Origin of the sequence: Streptomyces filamentosus, assembly GCF_014654895.1 — a bacterium.
In the GTDB taxonomy this organism is placed as follows: Bacteria; Actinomycetota; Actinomycetes; order Streptomycetales; family Streptomycetaceae; genus Streptomyces; species Streptomyces filamentosus.
The window spans coordinates 1,203,471-1,229,220 of record NZ_BNBE01000002.1 but is presented as its reverse complement, the minus strand read 5'-3'; the positions used below and the strand labels follow the sequence as shown (position 1 = coordinate 1,229,220).

General features: G+C 71.5%; 21 protein-coding genes. 17 read left to right on the top strand and 4 right to left on the bottom strand.

The window, feature by feature from the left end; all coding sequences use genetic code 11:
• The first annotated feature begins 47 nt into the window (after positions 1-47).
• Complete coding sequence (locus tag IE326_RS24380) at positions 48-1,940, top strand: helix-turn-helix domain-containing protein (RefSeq protein WP_190043001.1); 1,893 nt, start codon at positions 48-50, stop codon at positions 1,938-1,940.
• 80 nt (positions 1,941-2,020) lie between these two features.
• Here IE326_RS24380 and IE326_RS24375 read toward each other — a convergent pair whose 3' ends face one another.
• Complete coding sequence (locus IE326_RS24375) at positions 2,021-3,388, bottom strand: MFS transporter (RefSeq protein WP_150226858.1); 1,368 nt, start codon at positions 3,386-3,388, stop codon at positions 2,021-2,023.
• 482 nt (positions 3,389-3,870) lie between these two features.
• The gene (locus tag IE326_RS24370; RefSeq protein WP_229915599.1) at positions 3,871-4,782 is read right to left on the bottom strand and encodes a ScbA/BarX family gamma-butyrolactone biosynthesis protein; all 912 of its coding nucleotides are present in this window, start codon (positions 4,780-4,782) and stop codon (positions 3,871-3,873) included.
• Between the two features lie 151 nt (positions 4,783-4,933).
• Between IE326_RS24370 and IE326_RS24365 the strand changes: the two genes are divergently transcribed.
• Together IE326_RS24365 and IE326_RS24360 are read left to right on the top strand one after the other, a co-directional pair.
• A complete protein-coding gene (locus IE326_RS24365) occupies positions 4,934-5,578 on the top strand; it encodes a ScbR family autoregulator-binding transcription factor (RefSeq protein WP_190043000.1) in 645 nt (214 codons plus the stop codon).
• Positions 5,579-5,667: 89 nt separating this feature from the next.
• Complete coding sequence (locus IE326_RS24360) at positions 5,668-6,402, top strand: SDR family NAD(P)-dependent oxidoreductase (protein WP_229915598.1); 735 nt, start codon at positions 5,668-5,670, stop codon at positions 6,400-6,402.
• A 160-nt stretch (positions 6,403-6,562) separates the two neighbouring features.
• On the opposite strand, the gene IE326_RS24355 is transcribed toward IE326_RS24360, so the two are convergent.
• Positions 6,563-7,801: an IS701 family transposase gene (locus tag IE326_RS24355; RefSeq protein ID WP_229915597.1), complete on the bottom strand. Its 1,239-nt coding sequence runs from the start codon at positions 7,799-7,801 to the stop codon at positions 6,563-6,565.
• Positions 7,802-8,237: 436 nt separating this feature from the next.
• Between IE326_RS24355 and IE326_RS24350 the strand changes: the two genes are divergently transcribed.
• From IE326_RS24350 to serA, 13 genes are all read left to right on the top strand, one after another.
• Complete coding sequence (locus tag IE326_RS24350; RefSeq protein WP_190042998.1) at positions 8,238-8,855, top strand: TetR family transcriptional regulator; 618 nt, start codon at positions 8,238-8,240, stop codon at positions 8,853-8,855.
• Between the two features lie 1,200 nt (positions 8,856-10,055).
• A complete protein-coding gene (locus IE326_RS24345) occupies positions 10,056-11,300 on the top strand; it encodes an FAD-dependent oxidoreductase (RefSeq protein ID WP_150226845.1) in 1,245 nt (414 codons plus the stop codon).
• A 42-nt stretch (positions 11,301-11,342) separates the two neighbouring features.
• Positions 11,343-11,696, top strand: coding sequence for a cupin domain-containing protein (locus tag IE326_RS24340; RefSeq protein WP_150226844.1), 354 nt, complete (start codon positions 11,343-11,345; stop codon positions 11,694-11,696).
• Positions 11,696-13,273, top strand: a complete 1,578-nt coding sequence (locus IE326_RS24335) for a class I tRNA ligase family protein (protein ID WP_150226843.1) — start codon at positions 11,696-11,698, stop codon at positions 13,271-13,273. The genes IE326_RS24340 and IE326_RS24335 overlap by 1 nt, the downstream gene beginning before the upstream one ends.
• Before the next feature lie 71 nt (positions 13,274-13,344).
• Entirely contained in the window at positions 13,345-13,713 is a 369-nt protein-coding gene (gene panD, locus IE326_RS24330) for an aspartate 1-decarboxylase (RefSeq protein WP_030496153.1), read from the top strand.
• A 65-nt stretch (positions 13,714-13,778) separates the two neighbouring features.
• Positions 13,779-15,101 (top strand): SidA/IucD/PvdA family monooxygenase, encoded by a 1,323-nt coding sequence (locus IE326_RS24325; protein ID WP_190042997.1) that lies wholly within the window; start codon positions 13,779-13,781, stop codon positions 15,099-15,101.
• The gene (locus tag IE326_RS24320; RefSeq protein WP_190042996.1) at positions 15,098-16,183 is read left to right on the top strand and encodes an NAD(P)/FAD-dependent oxidoreductase; all 1,086 of its coding nucleotides are present in this window, start codon (positions 15,098-15,100) and stop codon (positions 16,181-16,183) included. Before IE326_RS24325 ends, IE326_RS24320 begins: the two co-directional genes overlap by 4 nt.
• Positions 16,180-17,520 carry a hypothetical protein gene (locus IE326_RS24315; RefSeq protein ID WP_190042995.1) on the top strand — a complete coding sequence of 447 codons (1,341 nt, stop codon included), beginning with the start codon at positions 16,180-16,182 and terminating at the stop codon, positions 17,518-17,520. Before IE326_RS24320 ends, IE326_RS24315 begins: the two co-directional genes overlap by 4 nt.
• Before the next feature lie 4 nt (positions 17,521-17,524).
• Positions 17,525-18,388 (top strand): VOC family protein, encoded by an 864-nt coding sequence (locus tag IE326_RS24310; protein WP_150226839.1) that lies wholly within the window; start codon positions 17,525-17,527, stop codon positions 18,386-18,388.
• Complete coding sequence (locus IE326_RS24305) at positions 18,385-20,247, top strand: 2-oxoacid:acceptor oxidoreductase subunit alpha (RefSeq protein WP_190042994.1); 1,863 nt, start codon at positions 18,385-18,387, stop codon at positions 20,245-20,247. Before IE326_RS24310 ends, IE326_RS24305 begins: the two co-directional genes overlap by 4 nt.
• Positions 20,240-21,292 (top strand): 2-oxoacid:ferredoxin oxidoreductase subunit beta, encoded by a 1,053-nt coding sequence (locus IE326_RS24300; protein ID WP_190042993.1) that lies wholly within the window; start codon positions 20,240-20,242, stop codon positions 21,290-21,292. Before IE326_RS24305 ends, IE326_RS24300 begins: the two co-directional genes overlap by 8 nt.
• Before the next feature lie 53 nt (positions 21,293-21,345).
• Positions 21,346-21,669, top strand: a complete 324-nt coding sequence (gene fdxA, locus IE326_RS24295; protein WP_150226836.1) for a ferredoxin — start codon at positions 21,346-21,348, stop codon at positions 21,667-21,669.
• Positions 21,670-21,734: 65 nt separating this feature from the next.
• The gene (gene serA, locus IE326_RS24290) at positions 21,735-23,321 is read left to right on the top strand and encodes a phosphoglycerate dehydrogenase (RefSeq protein ID WP_190042992.1); all 1,587 of its coding nucleotides are present in this window, start codon (positions 21,735-21,737) and stop codon (positions 23,319-23,321) included.
• A gap of 170 nt (positions 23,322-23,491) precedes the next feature.
• Here the strand turns inward: serA and IE326_RS24285 are convergent, their stop codons facing one another.
• Positions 23,492-24,397, bottom strand: a complete 906-nt coding sequence (locus IE326_RS24285) for a LysR family transcriptional regulator (RefSeq protein ID WP_190042991.1) — start codon at positions 24,395-24,397, stop codon at positions 23,492-23,494.
• 92 nt (positions 24,398-24,489) lie between these two features.
• Here IE326_RS24285 and IE326_RS24280 point away from each other — a divergent pair, with 92 nt between their 5' ends.
• On the top strand, positions 24,490-25,737 hold the full coding sequence (locus IE326_RS24280) for a cytochrome P450 (protein WP_190042990.1): 1,248 nt from the start codon (positions 24,490-24,492) through the stop codon (positions 25,735-25,737).
• The last annotated feature ends 13 nt before the right edge of the window (positions 25,738-25,750 follow it).

The following is a 25,750-nucleotide window of genomic DNA, read 5'->3' as shown; positions in this document are numbered from 1 at the left end:
TCCACAGGGGTGGTGCGGCCACACCTCCGGCAGGTATCCCTGTGTCCATGTCCCACGAACACGTCTCCTACCTGGAACTCCTCGCCCGGGGAGCCGCCACGGAGGCCTACGACCGGCCCGTGCTCCTCGCCCGCGCGAGCGGCGCGGGCCCCGAGGCGCTGGCCGGCCTGGAGGAGGCCAAACAGCTCGCGCTGCGGGTCCGCGCGGAGCTGGAGGGGCGGCGGCGGCGCGAGGCCGAGCTGTCCGCGCTCTTCGCGACCGCCCACGACCTCGCGGGACTCCGCGACCTCGACGCGGTGCTGCGCGCCATCGTCCAGCGCGCCCGCTCCCTCCTCGGCACCGAGGTCGCCTACCTGAGCCTCAACGACCCGGCGGCCGGCGACACCTACATGCGGGTCACCGAGGGCTCCGTCTCCGCGCGCTTCCAGCAGCTCAGGCTGGGCATGGGCGAGGGCCTCGGCGGCCTGGTCGCGCAGACCGCCCGGCCGTACGTCACCGCCGACTACTTCGACGACGAGCGGTTCCAGCACACCCGCACCATCGACACCGCCGTCCACGACGAGGGCCTCGTCGCCATCCTCGGCGTGCCGCTCAGCCTCGGCAGCCAGGTCATCGGCGTGCTCTTCGCCGCCGACCGCCGGGCCCGCGTCTTCGAACGCGAGCAGGTCGCCCTCCTCGGCTCCTTCGCCGCCCACGCGGCCGTCGCCATCGACACCGCCAACCTGCTCGCCGAGACCCGCTCCGCCCTCGCCGAACTGGAGCGGGCCAACGACATCATCCGCGAGCACAGCGCCGTCATCGAGCGCGCCTCCGAGGTCCACGACCGGCTCTCGGAACTGGTGCTGCGCGGCGGCGGCGTCCACGACGTCGCCGAAGCCGTCTCCGAGGTCCTCGGCGGCACCGTCGAGTTCACCGAGACCCCCGCCGGCGCCGTCCGCCGCGCCGGCGGGCACGCGGTCCGCGCCGGCGACGACTGGGTCGCCGCCGTCTCCGCCGGCGGCGAGCACCTGGGCGCGCTCGTCCTGCGCGGCCGGCCCGACCTCGACCCCGTCGACCTGCGCACCCTGGAGCGGGCCGCGCTCGTCACCTCCCTGCTGCTGCTCGCCCGCCGTTCGGCGGGCGAGGCCGAACAGCGCGTCCGCGGCGAACTGCTCGACGACCTCCTCGACGCCCCCGACCGGGACCGCAGCCTGCTGCGCGAGCGCGCCGCCCGGCTCCGCACCGACAGCGACGCGCCCCACGTGGTGCTCGCCGCCCGCATCGACCGGGCCGGACCCACCGGAGGCGCCGAGCCCTCCGGCCGCGAGAGCGCCGACCGGCAGCGCCTGTGGTCCGCCGCCTCCCACCTCGCCGCCACCCGCCGCGGCCTCGCCTCCGCCCGCGACGGCGGTACGGTCCTCCTGCTGCCGCTGGGCCCCGGCGAGAGCGCCGCCGAACTGGCCCGGCAGACCGCCCGCCACCTGGGCGGGGCCCTCCGCGAGCCCGTCACCGTCGGCGCCTCCGCGGCCGTACGGGCCCCGCTCGACCACCCGGACCAGGTGGCGGGGGCGTACCAGGAGGCCCGCCGCTGCCTCGACGCGCTCCGGCTGCTGCACCGCGCCGGGGAGGGCGCGGCCGCCGAGGACCTCGGCTTCCTCGGCCTGCTGCTCGCCGACAGCCGCGACATCGGCGGCTTCGTGGAGCGCACGATAGGCCAGGTCGTCGCCTACGACGGCCGCCGCGGCACCGACCTGGTGCGCACCCTGGACGCCTACTTCGCCAGCGGGATGAGCCCGGCCCGCACCAAGGACGACCTGCACGTCCACGTCAACACGGTGGCCCAGCGCCTCGAACGGGTCGGCCGGCTCCTCGGCCCGGACTGGCAGACGCCCTCCCGCGCCCTGGAGATACAGCTGGCGCTCCGCCTGCACGCCCTGTCGTCGCCGGTCGCCCCCGGCTGATCGCCGGGAACCGGCGCCGGGGAGAAAGGGGAAGGCCCCGCACCCCGGGAGGGGGTACGGGGCCGGGTTCCGGCCGCGGGTCAGGCGTCGGCGCCGACCCGGGAGGCCGCCGGGCTCGGCTCGCCGGCCTCGGTGAGGTCGGCGTTGCGGGTCTCCTTGGCACAGGCGATGGCCACGACCGTGAGCAGCGCGGCGGCGATCACGTACAGGGCGATCGGGGTCGAGCTGTCGTAGTCGGCGAGGAGCGCGGTCGCGATCAGCGGGGCGGGCGCACCGGCCGCGACGGAGGAGAACTGGGCGCCGATGGAGGCACCCGAGTAGCGCATCCGGGTCGCGAACATCTCGGAGAAGAACGCGGCCTGCGGGGCGTACATGGCGCCGTGCAGGACCAGGCCGACCGTCACCGCGAGCAGCAGGCTGCCGAACGACCCCCGGTCGATGAGGGCGAAGAAGGGGAACATCCACAGGCCCACGCCCACCGCGCCGACGAGGTACACCGGGCGGCGGCCGATCCGGTCGGAGAGCGCGCCCCACAGCGGGATGACGGCGAAGTGCACGGCCGAGCCGATGAGCACGGCGTTGAGGGCGGTCTGCTTGGAGAGGCCGACGGAGGTCGTCGCGTAGACGAGGATGAAGGCGGTGATGACGTAGTAGGAGATGTTCTCCGCCATGCGGGCGCCCATCGCGACGAGGACGTCCTTCCAGTGGTGGCGCAGGACGGCGACGAGCGGCAGCTTCTCGACGGTGCCGGCGGCGGCCTTGCGCTCCTCGGCGGCGGCGAGCGCGGCCTTGAAGACGGGCGACTCGTCGACGGACAGCCGGATCCACAGGCCGACGATCACCAGCACGCCGGAGAGCAGGAACGGGATCCGCCACCCCCACGAGGTGAACGCCGACTCGGACAGCAGCGCGGTCAGCGCCGACAGCACACCGGTCGCCAGCAGCTGCCCGGCCGGGGCGCCGGTCTGCGGCCAGGAAGCCCAGAAGCCGCGCCGCTTCGCGTCCCCGTGCTCCGACACGAGCAGCACGGCCCCGCCCCACTCGCCGCCCAGCGCGAAGCCCTGCACCAGCCGCAGCGCGGTGAGCAGCAGCGGCGCGGCGGACCCGACCGTCGCGTGCGTCGGCAGCAGACCGATCGCGAAGGTCGCGCCGCCCATCAGCAGCAGGCTCAGGACCAGCAGCTTCTTCCGGCCGAGCCGGTCACCGTAGTGCCCGAACACCAGCGCGCCGAGCGGCCGGGCGGCGAACCCGACCGCGTAGGTGAGGAAGGAGAGCAGCGTGCCGACGAGCGGATCCGAGTCGGGGAAGAACAGCTTGTTGAACACGAGCGCCGCGGCGGACCCGTAGAGGAAGAAGTCGTACCACTCGATGGTCGTGCCGATGAGGCTGGCGGCGACGATGCGCTTGAGGGATCCGGGCGGCGTCGGAGCGGTTCTTGCGGCGGCCATGTGCACCACTTCCAGGCAGGGCGGGGACGTTTCGGTGTCGCCACACCGTAGGAAGCCGCAGGTCAGCGGCGTATGTGGTGGGACACCATAGTTCAGCACTCCCGCATGCGCCCGGCCGCCATGACCTGCCTGCGCGGCCTCGCGGAGGTCTGCGGAACAGCCGGATCAGCGCCTGCCCGTGTTGTGTCGACCGGGGACGGCACGAGGTGGCCGTGCCGGCTTCCGTGCTGCCTGAAACCCCATGTCGGCACCCGTGTCCACCCCTCCCGGGCCGACTCGGTGCTGACTGCGGAGAGCGGCACCTGCGCAGGTGGGACGGATCGGGGTGAGACGCCCCGGGGCGTTCGCGCGGGACGGACGGAACGCGCCAGGGGGAGACGCTCCGGAATCTGTGATCGTGGCGTGGGGGCGCCACGATCACAGGACTCACGAGAGCCGTGGGCGGTGGTGCGGGGCGCGCGGTCTGCCGCGAGGCCGTGGTCTCAGGCGTGCTCGAGGGCGGTCACGTGCACGGAGAAGACCTCGTTGCCGGTCTGGTGCCCGGTGACCTTCGTGCGTATGACTCCGTTCCTGCTGCGACGCAGCGGGGTCGCCTCGACCCAGCAGGGCGAGTCCAGCTCGACGTAGCGGACGAACCGGGCGTCGAACTCCGTGGGAACGGTCTGGGCGGCGTCGGACAGGGCGTGTGCGGCCTGGGCGGCGGCTTCGAGGAACACCAGCCCCGGTATGTGGTCGTGTGCGTGGTCGAAGAAGGAGCGGTTGGCGGTGTTCACGCGCAGTTGCCAGCGATGCGACTCTCCGAGCGGGCTCAGGACGGCGTCGTCCAGAGAGGTCTGCCGGCCCCGGGTGGCGTCGTCGAGGGCCGGCCCGAGGGGGAGGGCGCGCGCCGTGCTGGCCCGCGCGTCCGCGTAGGACCCGCGAAGCCTGTCGTATATCGCCGGGGGGTGGGCGGTGTAGCGGACGCGGGCGATGCCGAGGGGTTCTCCGTCGCGTGTCGCCGTGATCTGGGCGGCGAGGCGGACGGATCCGAGGCGGTGACGGGTCACCTCGGTGTGGGAGGCCGTCAGGTGCACGACGGCCGGAGTCGACCGGGTCCGCATGGCCGCCGGGACGACGGAACTGTCGTAGGACTCCCAGCCCAGGCGGAAGTCGAGGGGTACGTCGTGGGCGACGTGTGACAACAGGGCGAGGGACTGGCGGATCGTCTCGGAGAGGAGGAGGGGGTGATAGTGCCCCTTGTGGGAGGTGTAGAAGGGGTGGTGCGCGGGCCAGTTGGCGATGACGGTGTGGGAGACGCCGTCATCGTGGCGCCGCCACCCCGACAGGAACGCCTGACCGGGTGCGGTCTTGCGGGTCAGGGCCTTGGGGGCGGGCTGGATGCCTTCGAGAGGCACGATTAAGCCAGTTGTGATGTTCACCGGTAGTTTCCCTTGGAAGGACGGGAGTTGGGGTGCAGTGGCTACGGCACCCCCACGAGGCGAATGAACCCTGCGCAGTAACATAGAGATGACTATGTTTATTGTCGAGGGAGTGGGGGGTAGGTGCATGGCTCAACAAGAGCGGAGTGCCCGGACACGAGCGGCCATCCTGAAGGCGGGCGCAGAGGTCTTCGCCGAACTCGGTTTCGCCGGGGCGAGCGTCAGCAAGATCACGAGGCGGGCGAACCTGACGCTGGGGGCGCTTTACTTCCACTTCGAATCGAAGGAGGAGCTGGCCCGCGAGATCGTGCGGAGCCAGCCGGATCTGGTGACCAGGTCCATGGCCGCCGGCGTGCAGGGTGCCGTGGACGTCACCGTGGCGTGGGCGACGCAGTTGAGGGAGGACCCTTTACTGCTGGCGGGTGCCCGACTGGTGATGGACCAGGAGTACTTCGTCTGCGACGAGGCGGGCAACTCCTACCGGCAGTGGGCGGAGGTGCTCCAGCCGTTCCTGCACGAGGCCAGCGAGAACGGTGAGCTGCGGCCGGACGTGGAGGTGCGGTCGCTGGCGCAGCTCCTGGTCAACGCCTGCACCGGGGCGCAGATGAACGCCCAGCTCGACAGCGGTCGAAAGGACCTTCCGGACCGCATCCGGCAGATGTGGGTCCTCCTGCTGCCGCTCATCGCCAGCGAGGAATGCGCGGGCCGGGTCATCGAGACGCTGCGCTTCGACGAGGGCGCTTCCCTTCCGGATGGCGTGAATCGAACCTGATCGCTCCGGAGGGGCTGCCGTGCCCGCCGGATATGGCGTTGAATCTGGCTATGTCACACATGGTGGGAGCGTTACAGGGTCGCACAGTCATGATCACTGGAGCGTCGAGCGGCATCGGGGCCGCCGCTGCGAAGCTCTTCGCCAGGGAGGGCGCGGCCGTCGTGCTGGTGGCCCGGCGCAAGGACGCGTTGCGTGAACTGGCCGAGGCGATCCGCGGAGACGGGGGGAGGGCGCTGGCCGTGCCGGGAGACGTGCGGATCCCCGAAGAGATGGAGGAGGCCGTCGCCCGGGCGGTCGGGGAGTTCGGCGCACTGGACGCCGCCTTCAACAACGCCGGGGTGGGGGCCTTCGGCCCCGTCCTGCACGAACTGGACGAGGACGCCTACGACACGGTCATGGACGTCAACGTGCGGGGCGTCTGGAACTGCATGCGCCAGCAGATCCCCGTCATGCTGCGCCAGGAGCACGGTGGCGCGATCGTCAACACATCCAGCGTCGCCGGGCATTCGGCGACGGGCGCCACGACGCCGTACATCGCCGCCAAGCACGCGGTCCTCGGTCTCACCCGAGCCGCCGCGGCGGAGTACGGCGCCGCTGGAATTCGGGTGAACGCGCTGACGGTGGGAGCCACCCGCACGCATCAGCTGGAGCCGTACCTGGACGGCACCCCCGAGGCGGTCGAGAGGCTGACCAGACGTGCGGTGCAGAAGCGGCTGGCGGACCCGGAGGAGATCGCGCAGGCCGCGCTGTGGCTGTGCAGTGGCCGGGCGTCGTTCGTCACCGGCGGAGCGGTGGCGGTGGACGGCGGGTGGAGCGCGGTGTGAACCACGTCGAGCAGTGATCCGCACCGCGCCGGAGAACCCCGGTGACCCGAGCGGGGCCGGAGCGCCCGTCGGCCGTGTGCCAGGGGCAGTGCGCGCGACCCCCGTCCCGTGGCACGGGTCCTCCCGTGCCACGGGACCTGTCGCGCGGTATTGCGCGGGGTCAGGCCGGAAGCTGCGCCGGACGTCGGGGCGCCCTGATCAGACGGGCGGGGGGAACCGTGCCGGGAAGGCCGGCCGGATCGACTTCCGACAGTTCCTGGAAGCCGCAGGCCGCCGACACCAGCGTCACATGGCGATGCCAGCCGGGATAGGACCTGCCTTCGAAGTCCTGGAGTCCGAAGCTGCCCTCCAGGCGGCGCAGCGCCCGGGGGATGGTGGCCGGCAAGGACGCCAGCTCCAGCAGTTCCTCGAGCGACAGGTGAACGAGGGTGGTGAGCCACAGTGCGGTGGGCTGGTCGCCCTCGCGGGGGACCTCGGCGAACAGCCGGTAGAAGCGTTGCGGCTGCGGACCGCGGGGCAGGCGCACCAGTCCGGTGACCACACGGGTCAGGCCCGAGGGGCGAAGGTGGCTCGTGCCCAGGACCGAGCGCAGCAGTTCACCTTCTGTCTCCAGGAAACGACGCGCGCTGATCGGCGAAGCAGAACGGTCGGCGGCCGGACCGGAGGGCCGGACCGCCCCGGGAAGCTGGACCGCCAGGCTGTCGGGGACGGCGACGACGAAGTCGCGGGCGCGCTGCCGCAGCCCCAGGAGGAGCCGATCGGGCTCCGTGTACTCGCGGAGATCCACCACGAGCGGCAGGGGAGGGGACGCGTCGGCAGCCATCGTGTCGGCGAGGTCGAGCACTTGTGCCCAGGCCGGAACGGGGTGGACGGCCTCGGGAATGCGAGTGCGGCGGCGCAGCTTCTCCTCGCTCCATTCGCCGGGCAGGTGCAGACGCCAGTCCACGGGAATCGGACCGCGGCTCGTGGCCAGGAACTGCCCGATGCCGACTTGGCAGTTGATGGTCCGGCCCAGGGCCGGCACGAACCTGCGGTGCACCCCGCACGACTGGTCGCCACGCTTGGGCACCACGGCGACACCGATGGTCCACGCCTTCGGCCGCGTCCGCTCTTCGACCCAGCGCCTCAGCTGGCCCCGGACCGGCTCCCACTCCCACGGGCTGGCGTTGACGAAGCGGTGCAGCGACTGCGAGGCGGTGGGGGAGTCGGTGATGGCGGCAGCCAGGCTGCGCATGGACTTCCTGCCCGAGACCGCCAGGAGTCCCAGCAGATACGCGGCGGCCCAGCGGCGCTGGTCCGCCCGTGGTAAGTGGGTGAAGAGCTGATCGGCGAAACCGGCGACTCGATGCTGTTCTCCCAAGATGGACAACCGATCGTCATCGCATGCGAAGTTGATCATGATGGGCTCCGGGGGGGGTGGCTCAGAGATCGACGACCAAAGAATAATAGAAGCTGCTATTTTTCTGGCGGAGCGAACCGGCCAACCCGCCCTCGAAGTCCGCGCCTTCGGGGCCGGAGGCCTGACTCTGTGTGAACCGGCCAACCGTGATCGACGGGCTTGTCGACGTTGACCTGCGGCGCCACACTTGCCGCCACGACTGCCGGGCAACGAGGTCGGCCCCTCGGTAGCGCCCGCAGGAAGGGGGCCGCAGGTACGTTCCGCTCCCGTGGAGGGCCGTCCGAGGCTCCGCCGTCGGACCGATCCGGGGGCGGGCCGGGCGGCGCACTCCGCCTTCGCGGCGCCTGTAGTACGCGTGGTGCGCTTATCTGCCGTCCTCGCTGGCGGCGCCGGAAGGGGCCGTTGTTGACCACCAACCAGCGCACCGGAGACATGCATGGCGAGGCAGTTACGGGCGGTACGCACCCGGCAGGCCCTGGTGGACGCCGCAGCGACCGAGTTCGATCGGAGCGGCTACGCCGGCGCCGCACTGAACCGGATCTGCCGGGCCGCCGGGATAACCATGGGCGCCCTGACGTTCCACTTCTCGACCAAGGGCGAACTCGCCGCCGCCGTACAGGCGAAAGGGCAGACCGTCACCCGGGCGGCCCTCGCCGCCCTGCCGTCGGGCCCGGCCCCCGCGCTGCACCGGGCCATCGACGCGACGCTCGAACTGGCGCGGTTGCTCGAGGAGGAGCCGACCGTCCGCTCCGCGGCACGGCTCAGCCGCGAGCGGCCGGACGGAGAACTCGCCTGGACGACGTCCTGGATCACCGCCGTACAGGATCTCTTCAGCCAGGCGTACCGGGACGGGCAGTTGCACGCCGCGGTCCGTCCGGAGGACCTGGCGATGCTGTCGCGGTTCTTGATTCTCGGCGCCGAGCACCGGGCGCGCGCTGCCGGTGAGCAGAGCGTCGAGGAGCCGCGAGAAGCGAGCGCGGTGGAAGAGGTCAGGCAGATGTGGGACATCATCCAGCGCGGCATCTGCGGTCCGTCCAGCCTCGCGCCTTCGTGACGCGGGCTGCTCGGCGAAGGGGGCGGCAGGCCGTGAGGGCCGCCGGCCGACAGGGACAGGAGCCGTCCGGGTGCGCCGGTCCCCGCCCCGGCCGATGACGGCGCGGGGTGGACGGGGGCGGCTGCGCCGGGTCGGCCCCGTCCAGGCGTACGGGCCCGGCGCGTTGTCGACGCGGCTGATCGGCGGGTGCCCGTCGAGCGGGATGTGGTGGTGATTGTGGTCACCGGCCGCCTTGCCGACGGTCCGACGGCCGCCGCCGTCCGGATGTCGCCGAGCTTCTCGAGGTCGGCGTGGACCGGCTCGCCGGGTCCGGCGCGTTCGTAGCGGCGGATCGGCTCGCGGGTGGGCCGGGCGTCTCAGGCCGTTGCGCATCAGGGCGCGGGGCACGGTCGAGGCCGGGAGGCCGAGGGCCGACCCGACCCGACCCGACCCGGGCCGGGCTTGCGCTCGCTCCGAAGCCGGCGGCACCGGCCGCCGCCGGACCCGGAAGCGTCCGTGAACGAGTGGTTCACGGCCCGAACTCGGCCGGCACCTCCCGAAACCGGCCGCCGGGCCGGAAGCGTCCGAGCGCGCGCCCGAACCGCCCCCCAGACGCTCGATGAACTTCCGCCGAACACCGGAGATTTACCGGTCTTCTTGATCGTCGTCCTGTCGCGTTTCCCTCTTGAGGGAGCCGGCAGCCGGGGAACGGAACATCAAAAACACTCTCCCGTCGGCCCTCGATCTTTGCGGAAGAAGCGACATTCGCATCTTTGCCCGAATCGGGGCGCGATTTTCGCAAGTCGGCATTGCCGCTCCCCGCTCCGGCGCGGATCGTGGATGCCGCAACCGACACTCGTACCAAGGGCGGACCGGTGAGGGAGGCGGAGCCGGCGTGTGTGATCAGTACGCGGGCGGCGTCGGCCTCCACGGGTCCTCAGGGTCGTTCAATCTGCGACCGAAAGTGTCCGCTCGGCGATCCAGGGCGGCGGCGCTTCCCCCTTAGCGACCTGAAGAGCCCCGAGGCGCAAGGGCGTCAGCGGGTCTGATCCGTTCCAACGGGCGCGGGCCCGGGGGTTCTCCCGTCAGTGACCCCTCTTGCATTGCCGCACTCCCCGTCCCGCGGCAACTCTATCGATTCGACCAGCTCGGACTTCCGGCTGCCCATTTCAGGGGTGGTCAATACGGCAATGCCCTGAAAGGGCTTCTGCGGAGGATTCCATGGCGACAGTTGAGCGTGCGGACGCAGTGGTGATCGGCGGAGGAATAGCCGGATCCGCCCTGGCGGCGGCGCTGGCGGGCGACGGGTACGACGTCCTGCTCCTGGAACGGCAGACCGTCTACCGGGACAAGGTGCGCGGTGAGGTGATCAACTGCTGGGGCGTGGTCGAACTCCTCGCGCTCGGCCTGGAGAAGCAGTTGCTCGACGCGGGGGGCACCTACATCGACCGCTTCGTCGGATTCGACGAGATCACCGATCCGGCGACCGCCTGGGCCAACGCCCTCCACCTGGACGAGATGCTTCCCGGCGTCCGCGGCGTGCTCGACGTCGGTCACCCCGAGGCGTGCGAGGCACTCGCCACCGCCGCCGCCGAGGCCGGGGCCACGGTCGTGCGGGGGATCGGCGACGTCACGGTGACGGGTGGCCCCCGTCCCAGCGTGCGCTACGAGTACAACGACGTCGAGTACGAGGTGCCCTGCCGCCTCGTCGTCGGAGCGGACGGCCGCACCTCGACCGTACGGCGCCAGCTCGGCGTCTCCCTGACCCAGACTCCGCCGAACTCGTTGGGCGGCGGCATGCTCGTGGAGGACCTCCACGACTGGCCCGCCAACGTCACCTCGATCGGTACCGAGAAGGACCTGCTCTACTTCGTCTTCCCCCGCGCGGGCGCCAAGGCCCGGCTGTACCTGCTGCACGACGTCGCCCAGAAGGGCCGCTTCTCCGGCCCGACCCGGCAGGCCGACTTCCTCAAGGCGTTCCAGCTCGACTGCATCCCCAACAGCGAGATGTTCGCTGCGGTCACCCCCTCGGAGTCCTGCGCCTTCTACCCGATGAACGACGCCTGGACGGACGGCCCCGCCGTCCCCGGCGCGGTGCTGATCGGCGACGCGGCCGGCTGGACCGATCCGGTCGTCGGCCAGGGCCTGTCCATCGCCCTTCGGGACGCCCGCCTGGTCTGGGAGGCGCTGCGGTCCAGCACCACGTGGTCGCCGGGGATCTTCAAGCCGTACGTCGACGAACGCGAGGAGAGGATGCGCCGCCTGCGCATCTCGGGCTCCGTCCGGACCGCGATGAACATGACCTTCACCCCCGAAGGCGCCGCCCGTCGCAAGGCGTACGCCAAGGCGTGGCCCACCGACCCGGCGCTGGCCGGCTCCCGCCTCGCCACCTTCAAGGGAGCCTACGGCGTCTCTGCCGAATCGTTTCACCCCGACACCATCCAGCGACTGCTCTCCCTCGGCTAGCCCCCGGCTGGCACCGACGCACCCATCGAAGGGACCTCCACCATGCACGTGAAGACCGACGCCGACGACGCCCGGATCCGGAAGAACGGCTGCGACATCCGCGAGCTCTACCCCTGGGACGGCGTCGTCGTCCCGCCCTGGAACAGCACCCTGTGCTCCATCCGGCCGACCGAGTCCAGCACGCCCCACGGCCACGCCACCGACGAGACCTTCATCTTCATCAGCGGTGAGGGCCACCTGCGCGTCGCCACCGAGGAGCGCCGGATCACCCCGGGCGACGTCGTCTACATCCCGCACGGCACCGACCACGAGGTCACGAACACCAGCGAGTCCGACCCGCTGACCTTCGTCAGCATCTACTGGCTCCAGCCCGCCGAGCACGACAAGGACGCGTGATGACCGACTCTCCCGCCCCGCGCCGCGTCAACGTCACCTTCTCGCCTCCCACCCCCAACGGCGACCTGCACCTCGGCCACCTCGCCGGCCCCGTCCTCAACAGCGACGTGTGCGCCCGGTCCCAGAAGGTCCTCGGGCACGACGTGGCCTTCGCCACCAGCACCGACGACAACCAGACCTACGTCGTCACCACCGCCGAACGGCTCGGGACCACGCCGGAGGCGCTCATCCAGCACGCCCTGGAGAGCGTGACGAAGTCGCTTGAACTGGCCGGCGTCGACGTCGACCTGTTCGAACGGCCGGACGAGGACTACACCGCGTTCGTCCGCTCCTTCTTCACCCGCCTCTGGGAGCACGGCGCCTTCGACCTCCGCGAGGTCGAGCTGCCGTACGACGCCGACACCGGGGAGTACAAGGCCGAGGCCTTCGTCACGGGACGCTGCCCCACCTGCCTGGCCCACGCCAGGGCCGGCGTGTGCGAGGCATGCGGCCTCTACAACCTCCCCGGCGCCTTGCTGCCCGTGACCGACACGGCCTCCGCGCTGCCCCGGCGCACCGTCTCGATCTGGGTCCTGGACCTCGAACGCCACCGGTCCCTGATCACCAACTGGTACCGGACCACCGACGTCCGGCTGCGCCCGGACCTGGCCAAGGTCGTCGCCGACACGCTCGCCGGACGGCTGCCCTACATCCCCCTCACCTACCCCACGGCCTGGGGCATCACGGTCGAGTGGGACGGCCCCGACATCCAGCCGCAGGCCATCAACGCCTGGCCGGAGATCTACGTCGGCCACCTGTACTGGCTGCAGCAGGCACGGCTGGACACCCAGGCCGAATGCGACGAACTCGTCCAGTTCATCGGCATCGACAACGGCTTCTACAACGCCTTCGTCTACGTGACCCTGGCGCTGCTCGCGGCCCGCCACGGCATGCCGGTGCCCCTCCCGAGGACGCGCACGCTCACCAACCAGTACTACATGCTGGAGGGCCGCAAGTTCTCCACCAGCAAGGGCGACGTGCGCTGGGCGCGCGACTACCTGGAGGCCGTCGGCCGCGACCGGGCGCGGTTCGTGCTCGCCCTGACCAGTCCCGAGCTGCAGCAGGCAGAGTTCAGCGAGCCCATCGCGGCCGACACCATCGCCGCACGCTACGACGCCCCCCTCACGGCGATCGTCGAACAGCTCGGAGCCCTGACCGGCCGCCACATCGACGCGACGCCCTCGCCGTGGTGGGACGCGGCCCTGCAAGCGTCCCGGCGGCGTTTCGAGGACGCCTACCGGCTGGAGAACTTCAGCGTCCGCAAGGCCGCCGAGGCGGTCGCCCTCCACCTGGAGGTGCTGGCCCTGCGCTCCGCCCGGATCCAGGCCGACGACGCGAGCGAGGTCTCCGGCGCGCTGCGGTTCCTGTGGGCCCTGCGCACCCTGGCCTGGCCGATCACCCCCGACCTCGCCGAGAACATCTCCACCGCCTTCGCGGGCCCCACCACCGTCGGCAAGGCCCCCCTGCTCGCCGACCTCTCCAGCACGCCGGAGAACCCCTTCCGCGGCCTGGAGATCCCGCCCGCCCCGACCGCATGACCGTGCGGGGCGACCCGCCCCGTACTCCACTCCCGCACGGACGACACCTTCACCCCCCGAGGAGAACCGCCATGCTGCGCACCTTCATGAACGCCAAGATCCACCGCGCCACGGTCACCGACAGCAACCTGAACTACGTCGGGTCCATCACCATCTCGCCGGAACTGCTGGACGCCGCCGACATCGGCGTCCACGAGCTGGTGCACGTCGTCAACGTCAACAACGGCGCGCGCTTCGAGACGTACACGATCCTCGGCGAGCCGGCAGCCAACCAGGTCATCGTCAACGGCGCCGCCGCCCGCCTCGTGGAGACCGGCGACAAGGTCATCATCATCAGCTACGCGCAGCTCACCCCGGACGAGGTCGCCGACCACAAGTCCCGCGTGGTCCACGTCGACGACACCAACGCGATCACCGAGACGGCGCTCCTCGGCGCGTGACCTCCGGACCCGTCCCTCCCGCAACGACGTTCCTGCATGCACGACGAGTCGAGGATGCGTGAACCGTGACAACCCATGAGATCCACCCGGTGCTGGGAGTGGGGTTCGGACCCGCGAACCTCTCCCTGGCGGTCGCGCTCGAAGAGCGCGGCCGCGCCGGCCTCGCCCACTTCATCGAGCGGGCCCCCGAGTTCCAGTGGCAGCAAGAACAGCTCCTCCCGGGCGCGGACATCCAGAACAACCCCTTCCGCGACCTGGCCATGCAGCGCAACCCGGACAGCCCGCACACCTTCGTCAAGTACCTCGCCGCGCGCGGTGATCTGACGGACTACCTCCACCTGAACGCCAAGTTCCCGCTGCGCAGGGAGTACTCGGGCTACCTCGCCTGGGTCGCCGAGGCGTTCCGCGACCAGGTGGACTACGGCCGGTCGGCCGTGAACCTCTCGCTCGTCGAGGGCGACGACGGCAGCGAGCTGTTCTGCGTCGACACCGACGACGGCGGCCGCTACCTCGGCCGCAGCGTCTCCGTGGGCACCGGGCGCTCGCCCCGGATCCCCTACGCGTTCCAGAAGGGCCTGGGGGAGAGCGTCTTCCACTCCACCCAGTACCTCTCCTCCATGGAGCGCTTCAAGGACAAGGCGATCCGGGTCGCCGTCGTCGGGGCGAGCCAGAGCGCGATCGAGATCATCCTCGACCTGCTGGGCCGCCCCAACGTGCGGCAGGTGACCGCGGTCCACCGCAGCATCGGGTTCCGGCTCAAGGACACCAGCCCCTACAGCAGGCAGGTGTTCCTGCCCGAGTTCGTGGACTACTTCCACCCGCTGCCCAGCGCCAAGAAGCGCCGCCTGCGCGACGAACTGAGGTCCATCAACTACGCGGCCTGCGACCAGGACGTGATCGACCGCCTCGTCGGCGTGCAGCGCGAGTACGACCTGACCGGCTCCGACCGGCTCGTGATGCGGCCCTTCCGGGAGGCCGTCATCAGCAGGCCGCACGGCCAGGGGCACCGGATGGTCCTGCGCGACATCAACCACCTCACCGAGGAGACCCTCGACACCGACGTCGTCATCCTGGCGACCGGCTTCAGGGACTTCGGCGCCGAACCGGGCGACGAGCCGTACCACCCGCTCCTGGAGGGCATCGCCCATCGTCTGCCGCTCGACGAGGAAGGAACTCCCGTCGTCGCGCGGGACTACTCGATCGAGCTGAAGACGGAGGCCGGCACCCCGAGGCCCCTCAAGGTCTACCTCAACGGGCTCTGCGAGGCGAGTCACGGCATGGGCGACGCAGGCGCGCTGGCCATGCTCTCGGTGCGGGCGACCGACATCGTCGACTCGATCCTGAGCCACGACCACGAGAAGCTGCTGGCCGCCGGGATCGCACCGTGACCCGGTCCGCCCCCACCGCCGATGTCGCCGTCGTCGGTGGCGGGATCATCGGGCTCGCCACGGCCGAGAGGCTGGGCGCCCGCGGTCTCGCCGTCGCCGTCATCGACCCGGCAGGCATCGCCGGAGGCGCCACGGGCGCCTCCGGCGGGCTGGTCCGCGCCTTCGACCTGTCCGCGTCCCGGCGGCGGTCGGCCGCCGCCGGCTTGGACCTCTACCTGCGCCGGGGCCACCGTGGGACCTGGCCCGCGATCCGGCGGCAGGGCAGCCTGAGCCTCGTGGCGCGCGGCGACCTCCCGCAGGCCGCCGCCGCGGTCGCGGACCTCCGCAGCGCCGGACACGAGGCGGAGATCCTCACCGCGCACGACCTCGCCACCCGCTTCCCCGCCCTCGACGTGCCCGACGACCTGGTCGCGGTCCACGAACCGAACGCCGGCTGGCTGCCCGTCGGACCGGTGGCCCACGCCATGGCACGCGACGCGGGCCCCGGGCTCCAGCTGGTCCCGGCCCGCGCCACCCACCTGCTCACGTCCGGCTCGCGCGCCACCGGAGTCCACACCACCGCCGGGCCGGTGCACGCCCGGGCCGTCCTGCTGGCGGCAGGCACGGGCAGCACCTCCCTGGCCGCGAGCGCCGGCGTCCACCTGCCCCTGCGCACCAGGGCCGTCCGCTACTGCCTGTTCCGGGTCGGCGAACCGGCGGGTCTCACCACGCTCCCCACCCTGGTGGACGCCACCACGGGCGCCTGGCTGCGCCCGTGGGGCTCGGATTCCCTGGTCCTCGCGGGGGTCTCCTCACAGGAGACCGACGTCCCCGAGACCGTCCGGCCGGGCGTGACGGCGCAGGAGGAGGAGCGCGTCCGCGCGGTCGTCCGCCACCGCTACCCGCACCTGGCCTCGGCCCCGGTCGCCGGCGGCGTCACCGCGTACGACGCGACGTCGCCGACCGGGCTCGGCGAGGTCACCGTCCGAACCGAACTCGGCGGTCTCGTCACCGCGACCGGCTGGAACGGCGGCGGATTCAAACTGGCGCCGAGCATCGGTGAACTCGCGGCCGCCCGCCTCCAGGAGGTGGCCGCCCGATGACGGCCACCGTCCGCCTCAACCCCACCGACGAGATGCTCCACCGCGCCGCCGACACACTCGGCTCCAGCAGGATCGTGCAGGTGCTGTGGACCTTCCGGGACCCGGTGCCCGTCACCGCGCTGAACGCCGCGTGGGACGGGCTCGACCAGGGGTGGCTGAGCCGCCGCGCCCGGAGCTCGACCGTTCCCGGGGGCCGCCGCAGCTGGGTGCCCGCCAGGAACCAGGAAGCCCTCGCCACCACGTCGACGCCGCTGACCGACGCCACCCTGACCGACTGGATCGACATCCAGGTCAAGGCGCCGCTCCCGCCCGGGAGTTCCGCCCTGTGGCGGCTCGCCGCCGCCCCGTACGGCGAGGGCACACTCGTCTCGCTGACGGTGCCCCACTTCCGCTGCGACGGGCTCGGCATCTTCCGCGCCATCGGCTCGGGCGGGGACGGCACCCACCGCCCGTCCGCCGGGCCGGGACCGCTCGACGACCTGGTCGACCTGGCACGGCAGACGCTCCACGGCGGCCTGGCCGCCGCGCGCTGGCTCCCGGCGACCCTGGCCGACCCTGACCGGCTCGCCCGCATCAGGACCGCACTGCGGCCCCCGGCCCCGGCCCGCCCCGAACTCCCGGCCGCGCCGCGGTTCTTCACCTCGGCGATCTTCGAGACGGACGCCGCCCGGTGGGAGCAGCAGGCGGACGCGTTCGGCGGGACGACCAACAGCCTCTTCGTCGAGATCGCCGCCAACCTCGTCCGGGCGGCGGGGGAGGGCGACCCGTCCGAACCGTTCGACGTGGGCATCCCCGTGAGCCTGCGGCGGTCCGGCCAGGACGCCCGAGCCAACGCCCTGGTCGTGATGCCGTTGACCGTGCCCGGCGGCCCCGCCCGGCACCGGAGCCTCCGGCGGACCCGGCAGGCGACGAAGGAACTGCTCCGCGCCACGGGCGAGCACAGCGGCACCCTCGTCCCGGAACCCCTGTGGCACCTCCTCCCGGAGCGCCACGCCCACCGGCTCAAGAACCCCGGGGCACAGCAGACCACCGTCGTCGCCTCCAACTTCGGCCGGACCCCCGAGGCGATCGCCCGGTTCACCGGGCAGGAGGCCGCCGGCATCGCCGTCCGCACCATGAACGTGCCGGGCGTGCTGCCGGACCGGGCCCGCCTGCGCGCCTCGCTCTGCCTCCTCCGGACCGGCGACCGGCTGACCGTGACTGTGACCGGCATCCCCGACCGCTTCGGCGACGCCACGTCCTTGCGCCGCCTCGTCGGCGGGGAGCTGGAGTCCTGGGGACTCACCGTCCAGCGATGGTGGGGCGATCCCACGTCGCCCCCCGTGAAGGAGTCCTGACGCGATGCCCACTGTCCCCGCGGCGGCGCTGCCGGACCGCTGGTTCCGCACGACGCCCGATTCCGCCCTGCTGCCGGGCCCGCGCCTGCTGGCCCGCTCCCTGATCCACGTCTCGGTCCTCGACGAGCGGATCCGCTCCTACGAACGGCTCACCGGGACCCCCGCGGACCTGAGGATGCCGATCCCCGACTTCGGCGGGCTCGAACTCGCCGCGGTCGGGAACATGCTCCTGATCGCCAGCGCCCGGCCCTTCACCGACATCCAGCGCCGGACGGCCTACTCCGTGATCGTGCCCTCGCTCGACGGCGCGCTGGGCCGGCTGGACCAGGTCGGTGCCACCGTGCTGGAGCCCCCCGAGCGGATTCTGCCGGGCGCCCGCGCCCGCGTCCGCTTCCCCGACGGGGCGATCGCCGAACTCGTGGAGCACCGTCCGAACCCGGGTGAGCAGCCCCGTCCCCCGGAGCTCCGGCGATCGGGACGGCCGGGGGCGCGGCTGCTCCTGCGCAAGGCGGTGAGCCGGAGCATGTTCGCCTCCCTCGTCCGCCTCTACGAGACGGCCCTCGGTCTGGACCGCGACACCCGCCTCCAGGCGGACGCCCCCGACGGCATCGAGCTGGCCACCGTCGGGAACCTGCTGGTCGTCGGCACGGACGGCCCGGAGTTCACCCGCGCGTCGGACGTCCGGCTGGCTCTGGTGGCCTCCACGCCGCGGGACATCCCGGGTGCTCGGCCGCTCGGAGCCCCTGCCGGCCACCGGCTCGTCCGGCTGGAGGACGGCTCCGTCGCCGAGGTCTGGGACAGTGCCGCCGGATTCCACGAGACGCCCGCGGCTTCTCCGCGGGGCACGACCGGGACCGGTGCCGCATGAGCGTCGACCACGAAGTCCGTCGTCTGGACCGGGTGATCATCCGGTTCGCGGGGGATTCCGGTGACGGCATGCAGCTCACGGGTGACCGGTTCACCTCGGAGACGGCGTCGTTCGGGAACGATCTGTCGACGCTGCCGAACTTCCCGGCCGAGATCCGGGCCCCCGCGGGCACCCTGCCGGGTGTGTCGTCGTTCCAGCTGCACTTCGCCGACCACGACATCCTGACCCCCGGCGACGCGCCGGACGTGCTGGTCGCGATGAACCCGGCCGCGCTGAAGGCGAACATCGCCGACGTGCCGCGCGGCGGCGAGATCATCGTGAACACCGACGAGTTCGCCAAGCGCGCCATGGCCAAGGTCGGCTACGCCACCTCGCCGCTGGAGGACGGGTCGCTGGACGGCTACCGGGTGCACCCGGTGCCGCTGACGACCCTGACGATCGAGGCGCTGAAGGAGTTCGGGCTGTCGAGGAAGGAGGCCGAGCGGAGCAAGAACATGTTCGCGCTCGGGCTGCTGTCCTGGATGTACCACCGGCCGACGGAGGGCACCGAGGCGTTCCTGCGGTCGAAGTTCGCGAAGAAGCCGCAGATCGCCGAGGCGAACGTGGCCGCTTTCCGGGCCGGCTGGAACTTCGGGGAGACCACCGAGGACTTCGCCGTCTCCTACGAGGTCGCCCCCGCGACCCGCGCCTTCCCCGCCGGCACGTACCGCAACATCTCGGGGAACCTGGCCCTGTCCTACGGCCTGATCGCCGCGGCGACCCAGGCGGGGCTGCCGCTCTACCTGGGCTCGTACCCGATCACCCCGGCCTCGGACATCCTGCACGAGCTCAGCCGGCACAAGAACTTCGGTGTGCGGACCTTCCAGGCCGAGGACGAGATCGCCGGCATCGGCGCGGCGCTCGGCGCGGCCTTCGGCGGCTCGCTGGCCGTGACGACGACCTCCGGCCCGGGTGTGGCGCTGAAGTCCGAGACGATCGGTCTGGCGGTCTCCCTGGAGCTGCCGCTGCTGGTCGTGGACATCCAGCGCGGCGGCCCGTCCACGGGCCTGCCGACCAAGACCGAGCAGGCCGACCTGCTCCAGGCGATGTACGGGCGCAACGGCGAGGCCCCGTTGCCGGTCGTCGCCCCGAAGACGCCGGCGGACTGCTTCGACGCCGCCCTGGAGGCGGCCCGGATCGCGCTGACATACCGCACGCCGGTCTTCCTGCTGTCCGACGGCTACCTCGCCAACGGCTCCGAGCCCTGGCGGATCCCCGAGACCGGCTCCCTGCCCGACCTGACCACCGCCTTCGCCACCGGCCCGAACCACACCCTGGCCGACGGCACCGAGGTCTTCTGGCCCTACAAGCGCGACCCCGAGACCCTCGCCCGCCCCTGGGCCGTCCCGGGCACGCCCGGCCTGGAGCACCGCATCGGCGGCATCGAGAAACAGGACGGCACCGGCAACATCTCCTACGACCCCGCCAACCACGACCTCATGGTCCGCACCCGCCAGGCCAAGATCGACGGCATCACCGTGCCCGACCTGGAGGTCGACGACCCGGACGGCGCGGACACCCTGGTCCTCGGCTGGGGCTCCACCTACGGGCCGATCACCGCCGCCGTGCGCCGCGTCCGCCGCGAGGGCGGCCACATCGCCCAGGCCCACCTGCGCCACCTCAACCCCTTCCCGAAGAACCTCGGCGAGGTCCTGGCGCGGTACGGGAAGGTCGTGGTCCCGGAGATGAACCTCGGCCAGCTCGCCACCCTCGTCCGGGCGCAGTACCTCGTCGACGCCCGCTCCCACACCCAGGTCAACGGCATGCCGTTCAAGGCCGAGCAGCTCGCCGCCGCCCTCAAGGAGGCCATCGATGAGTGAATCGCTCCTGAACCTCGTGCCGAAGGCCGAGGCCGTCCAGACGATGAAAGACTTCAAGTCCGACCAGGAAGTCCGCTGGTGCCCCGGCTGCGGCGACTACGCCGTCCTCGCCGCCGTCCAGGGCTTCATGCCCGAACTCGGCCTGGCGAAGGAGAACATCGTCTTCGTCTCCGGCATCGGCTGCTCCTCCCGCTTCCCGTACTACATGAACACCTACGGGATGCACTCCATCCACGGCCGCGCCCCCGCCATCGCCACCGGCCTCGCCACCTCCCGCCGCGACCTGTCGGTATGGGTGGTCACCGGCGACGGCGACGCCCTGTCCATCGGCGGCAACCACCTCATCCACGCCCTGCGCCGCAACGTCAACCTCAAGATCCTGCTCTTCAACAACCGGATCTACGGCCTCACCAAGGGCCAGTACTCCCCCACCTCCGAGGTCGGCAAGATCACCAAGTCGACCCCGATGGGCTCCCTCGACGCCCCCTTCAACCCCGTCTCCCTCGCGATCGGCGCCGAGGCCACCTTCGTCGCCCGCACGGTCGACTCCGACCGCAAACACCTCACCGAGGTACTGCGCCGGGCCGCCGAACACGACGGCACCGCGCTGGTGGAGATCTACCAGAACTGCAACATCTTCAACGACGGCGCCTTCGAAGCCCTCAAGGACAAGGACCAGGCCAAGGAAGCCGTGATCCGCCTGGAACACGGACAGCCCATCCGCTTCGGCGCCAAGAACGACAAGGGCGTGGTCCGCGACCCGGCCACCGGCGACCTGCAAGTCGTCACCGTCACCCCCGACAACGAGGACCGGATCCTCGTCCACGACGCCCACACCCCCTCACCCACGACCGCCTTCGCACTGTCACGCCTCGCCGACCCCGACACCCTCCACCACACCCCCATCGGCGTCTTCCGCTCGGTGGAACGCCCCGTCTACGACACGCTGATGGCCGACCAGCTCGACCACGCCGTCGAACAGCACGGGAAGAGCGACCTCACCGCGCTGCTCACGGGCAACGACACCTGGTCCGTCGCCGGCTGACACCCGACGGACCAATGACACCCGACGGACCACTGACACCGGAGAAAACCCTCATGGCATATGTCATCGCTCAGCCCTGCGTGGACATCAAGGACAAGGCATGCCTGGACGAGTGCCCGGTGGACTGCATCTACGAGGGCCCGCGCAAGATGTACATCCAGCCGGACGAGTGCGTCGACTGCGGGGCGTGCGAGCCGGTCTGCCCGGTCGAAGCGGTCTTCTACGAGGACGACCTCCCGGAGGCGTTCAGCGAGTACCGCGTCGCGGACCGCGAGGTCTTCGACGGTCTGGGTCTGCCCGGCGGTTCGCGTGACCACGCCCCGCTCGCGGCGGACCACGCGGTGGTCGACGCCGTGCCCGTGCCGTCCCGGACCTGAGCCGTCCCGCGCGGTCCCTCCTTCCCCTTCCGTCCCACGAGCCTTCCACGGATCGAGTCCTCCCCATGGCCAAGCCCATCGTCCTCATCGCCGAAGAGCTCTCGCCCACCACGGTCACCGCGCTCGGTCCGGACTTCGACGTCCGGCACTGCGACGGGACCGACCGGCCGGCCCTGCTGTCCGCCGTCGCCCACGCGGACGCCCTTCTGGTGCGCAGCGCGACCCGTGTGGACGCCCAGGTGATCGATGCCGGCCGCCGCCTCAAGGTCGTCGCGCGGGCCGGCGTCGGCCTGGACAACGTCGACGTCCCCGCGGCAACGAAGGCCGGCGTCCTGGTCGTCAACGCCCCCCTGTCCAACGTCGTCAGCGCCGCCGAACTCACCTGCGGACTCCTGTTGTCCACGGCACGCGCCATCCCGCAGGCCGACTTCTCGCTCAAGAGCGGGGAGTGGGACCGGCAGAGGTACATCGGCGTCGAACTGGCCGACAAGACCCTGGGAGTCATCGGTCTCGGCCGCATCGGCACCCTGGTGGCCCGGAGGATGTCCGCGTTCGGCATGCGGGTCCTCGCCCACGATCCGTACGCCACGGAGGAGCGGGCCCTGCACGCGGGCGCACGCCTCGTTCCGCTCGACACGCTCCTGCGGGAGTCCGACTTCGTCACCGTGCACCTGCCGAGGACGCCGGAGACGGTGGGCTTCGTCGGCGAGCGGGAGCTGGGTCTCGTCAAGCGGTCCGTACGGATCGTGAACGCGGCGCGCGGCGGCATCGTCGACGAGGAGGCGCTGGCCGCCGCGTTGAAGGACGGACGGGTCGCGGGGGCCGGGATCGATGTCTTCGCGGTGGAGCCGTGCACCGCCTCCCCGCTGTTCGGCCTCGGCAACGTGGTGGTCACCCCGCACCTCGGCGCCTCCACCCACGAGGCCCAGGAGAAGGCCGGGACCTCCGTCGCCCACTCGGTGCGCCGGGCCCTCGCGGGGGAGCTCGTGCCCGACGCGGTGAACGCCCCGGGAGGCCCCGTCGCGGAGGAGGTCCATCCCTACCTGGCACTCGCCGACGACCTCGGCCACGTCTTCACCGAGCTCGCGGGGCGCCGTGCCGCCACGCACCTGGAGATCGAGGTCCGCGGCGAGGTGACCCGACGTGACGTCACGGTACTGGAGGCCGCCGCGCTCAGAGGGGTCCTCGCCGCACTCGTCCCCACGAAACCCTCGCTGGTGAACGCGTCGGAACTCGCCCGTGAGCTCGGCGTCTCCGTACGCTTCTCGACCAGCTCCGAGAGCTTCGACCACCGCGACGCCGTCGCCCTCCGCGGTGTGCTGCCGGACGGCAGCCCCCTGGTCGTCGCCGGCGCGCTGTCCGCCCGGAAGGGCACCCACAAGCTGGTCGAGATCGGCGAGTGCGTCATCGACCTGGACCTCACCGAACGCATGCTCTTCCTCTGGTACTCCGACGAACCCGGGGCGATCGGAAAGGCCGGGCAGATCCTGGGCGGTGCCGGCGTCAACATCGCCGACATGGAGGTCGTCCGGTCCGGCGGCCGGGCGATGGCGGCCATGTCCGTCGACGTCGACGTCCCCGAGACCGTGGTGAGCAGCATCGTGTCGGCGCTCGACGAGGCGTCCGCAGGCTTCGTCCGCCTCATGCCGTAGCGGACGGCGCCCGCCGTCCCCCGCCCGCGGCCGGCCCGCGGCCCCTCCCCCCCCCCGCCCCGGCGCCTGCCGCACCCGTGCTCCCCCGCTCCGCACGCGGAGCGGGGGAGTCGCGCGTGCGGGCCCGGGTCCGCACGGGCGGCCGCCGTGTCCCGGCGACCGCCCGCCTCCTAGCGGAGGGGTGCGAACGTGCGGCAGAACGCGCTGAACGCGTCCGCCCGACGTGTCAGCCGGACGCCTGCCGGACGCGCCAGGACGACGTCCAGCGGCAGTATGTCGTCCTTGATCCGGCGGATCACCACACCGCGTCCCTCGTAGCTGACGTCCGCGATGGGGCGCTGGATGAGCAGCGAGTAGCCGACGCCCCGGGCGACGAGACTGCGCACCATCTCGAAGCTCTCCGTGCGGTGCCGGATGCGGGGGGACACCCCGGCGGAGCTCAGCACCTCGTTGAAGTAACGCAGGCTGGGCGGGACGTCCAGCGCGATCATGTCGTGATCGGCGAGGTCGGCGAGCCGGATCTCCCCCTTCTCGGCCAGCGGATGGGAGGGCGGCAGCAGGACGTACGGCTGGGTCGGGTACAGCGTGTCGTACTCGATGCCGGCCTGGATGTCGACGCCGTAGAGGACGGCCAGCTCGCACGTCCCGTCGAGCAGGAGCTGTTGCAGGTCGGTGAGCGAGCCCTCCACGAAGTCCAGGGTCACCTGGGGGTGGGCGGCCTGGAACTCCTCCAGGACGCGGGGGAGGAGGAACGGGGCGATGGTGGTGAAGCAGCCGATCACCAAGCTGCCCGAAGGGGCGTTCCCCAGGTCGCGCATGCCCGTCTGGAGCGCGTCGGCCCGGGCCAGCAGGGACCGGGCCTCGGGCAGGAGGACCCGGCCGGCCTCGGTCAGCGTCAGCCCCTTCGCCTTGGAGCGCAGGAGCAGTTGCACACCGATCTGCCGTTCCAGCTGGGAGATCGCGATCGACACCGCGCCCTGGGTCACGAACAGCCGCCGTGCCGCGCCCGTCATGGTTCCGGCCTCGGCGCACGCCACGAAGGCGTGCAGCCGGCGAAGGCTGATCCGTTCAGTCATTAGGGAATCCCATAACGCACCTCACAATTCCTTCGTTTTCAATTCGGCACTCATGGCGGAGACTTGGAGCACCAAGTCAAGGAGGTTTCGCAATGATGCCGACGAACGAAACGGCCGGGTGCCCGGTGCACCACGGTTTCGACCCGCTTGGTGACGCCTACATCGCCGACCCGTATCCGATCCACACCGCGGTGCGGGAGGAGACCCCGGCGTTCTACGCATCGGCCATCGACATGTGGGTGATAACCCGGTACGACGACATCGAGGCCGTTCTCAAGGACCCGGGTACCTTCTCCGCGCAGGTCGGTCAGAAGCCGGTGTTCCCTCTTTCGGAAGAGGCGCAGGAAATTCTGAAGAAAGGATTCCGCGCCTACCCGGTGATGTCGGACTGCGACCCGCCGCGGCACACCCGCATTCGCAAGCACAACATGACGGGCTTCTCGCCGCGGCGGATCGCGTCGCTGGAGCCGAAGGTCTGGGCCAAGGCCACGGAGCTGGTGGACGCCATCAGGCCCGGACGGGTGGACCTGGTCAACGCGCTGACCTACCCGCTTCCGGCGTACATGATCTTCACGTTCATCGGATTCCCCGACGAGGACATGGACATGCTGAAGAGCTGGTGCGGAAACCGCATCGCCTTCAGCTGGGGACGCCCGAGCGCGGACGAGCAGCGCGAGATCGCCACGAACATGACGAACTACTGGGAGTACTGCGAGAACTTCGTCGCCAAGCGGGCTGCGGAACCGGTGGACGACTTCACCAGTGACCTGATCCGGATCCGCCAGGAGAATCCCGACAGCCTGTCGCTCGAAGACATCACCAACGTCGCCTACGGGCTGAGCTTCGCCGGCCACGAGACCACGACGAGTTTCACCGGGAACGCGATCCGCCAGCTGCTGTCCAATCCCGAGCAGTGGGCCGCGATCTGTGCCGACCGCGGTCTCATATCCAAGGCGGTCGAGGAGATCCTGCGGTACGACAGCAGCATTCCCGCCTGGCGGCGCATCACCACCAGGGCGGTGGACGTCGGTGGTGTCGAGATTCCCGCCCGCGCCAAGGTGCTGATCCTGCTCGGCGCGGCCAACCGGGACCCGAAGCACTTCGAGGAACCCGAGACGTTCGACATCCACCGGGGCGACGCCCGCCGCCACCTCGCCTTCGGCAAGGGCATCCACTACTGCATCGGGGCCCCGCTGGCGCGGATGGAAGCCCGGATCGCCCTCGACCTGCTGGCGCAGCGAGCGCCGGACATGCGGCTGGTGGAGGACCAGGACTTCGACTTCCCCGCGAACGTCTCCTTCCGCGGCCCCCGGAGCCTGCTCGTCGAATGGCCCGGATGACCCTCCGGGGCCG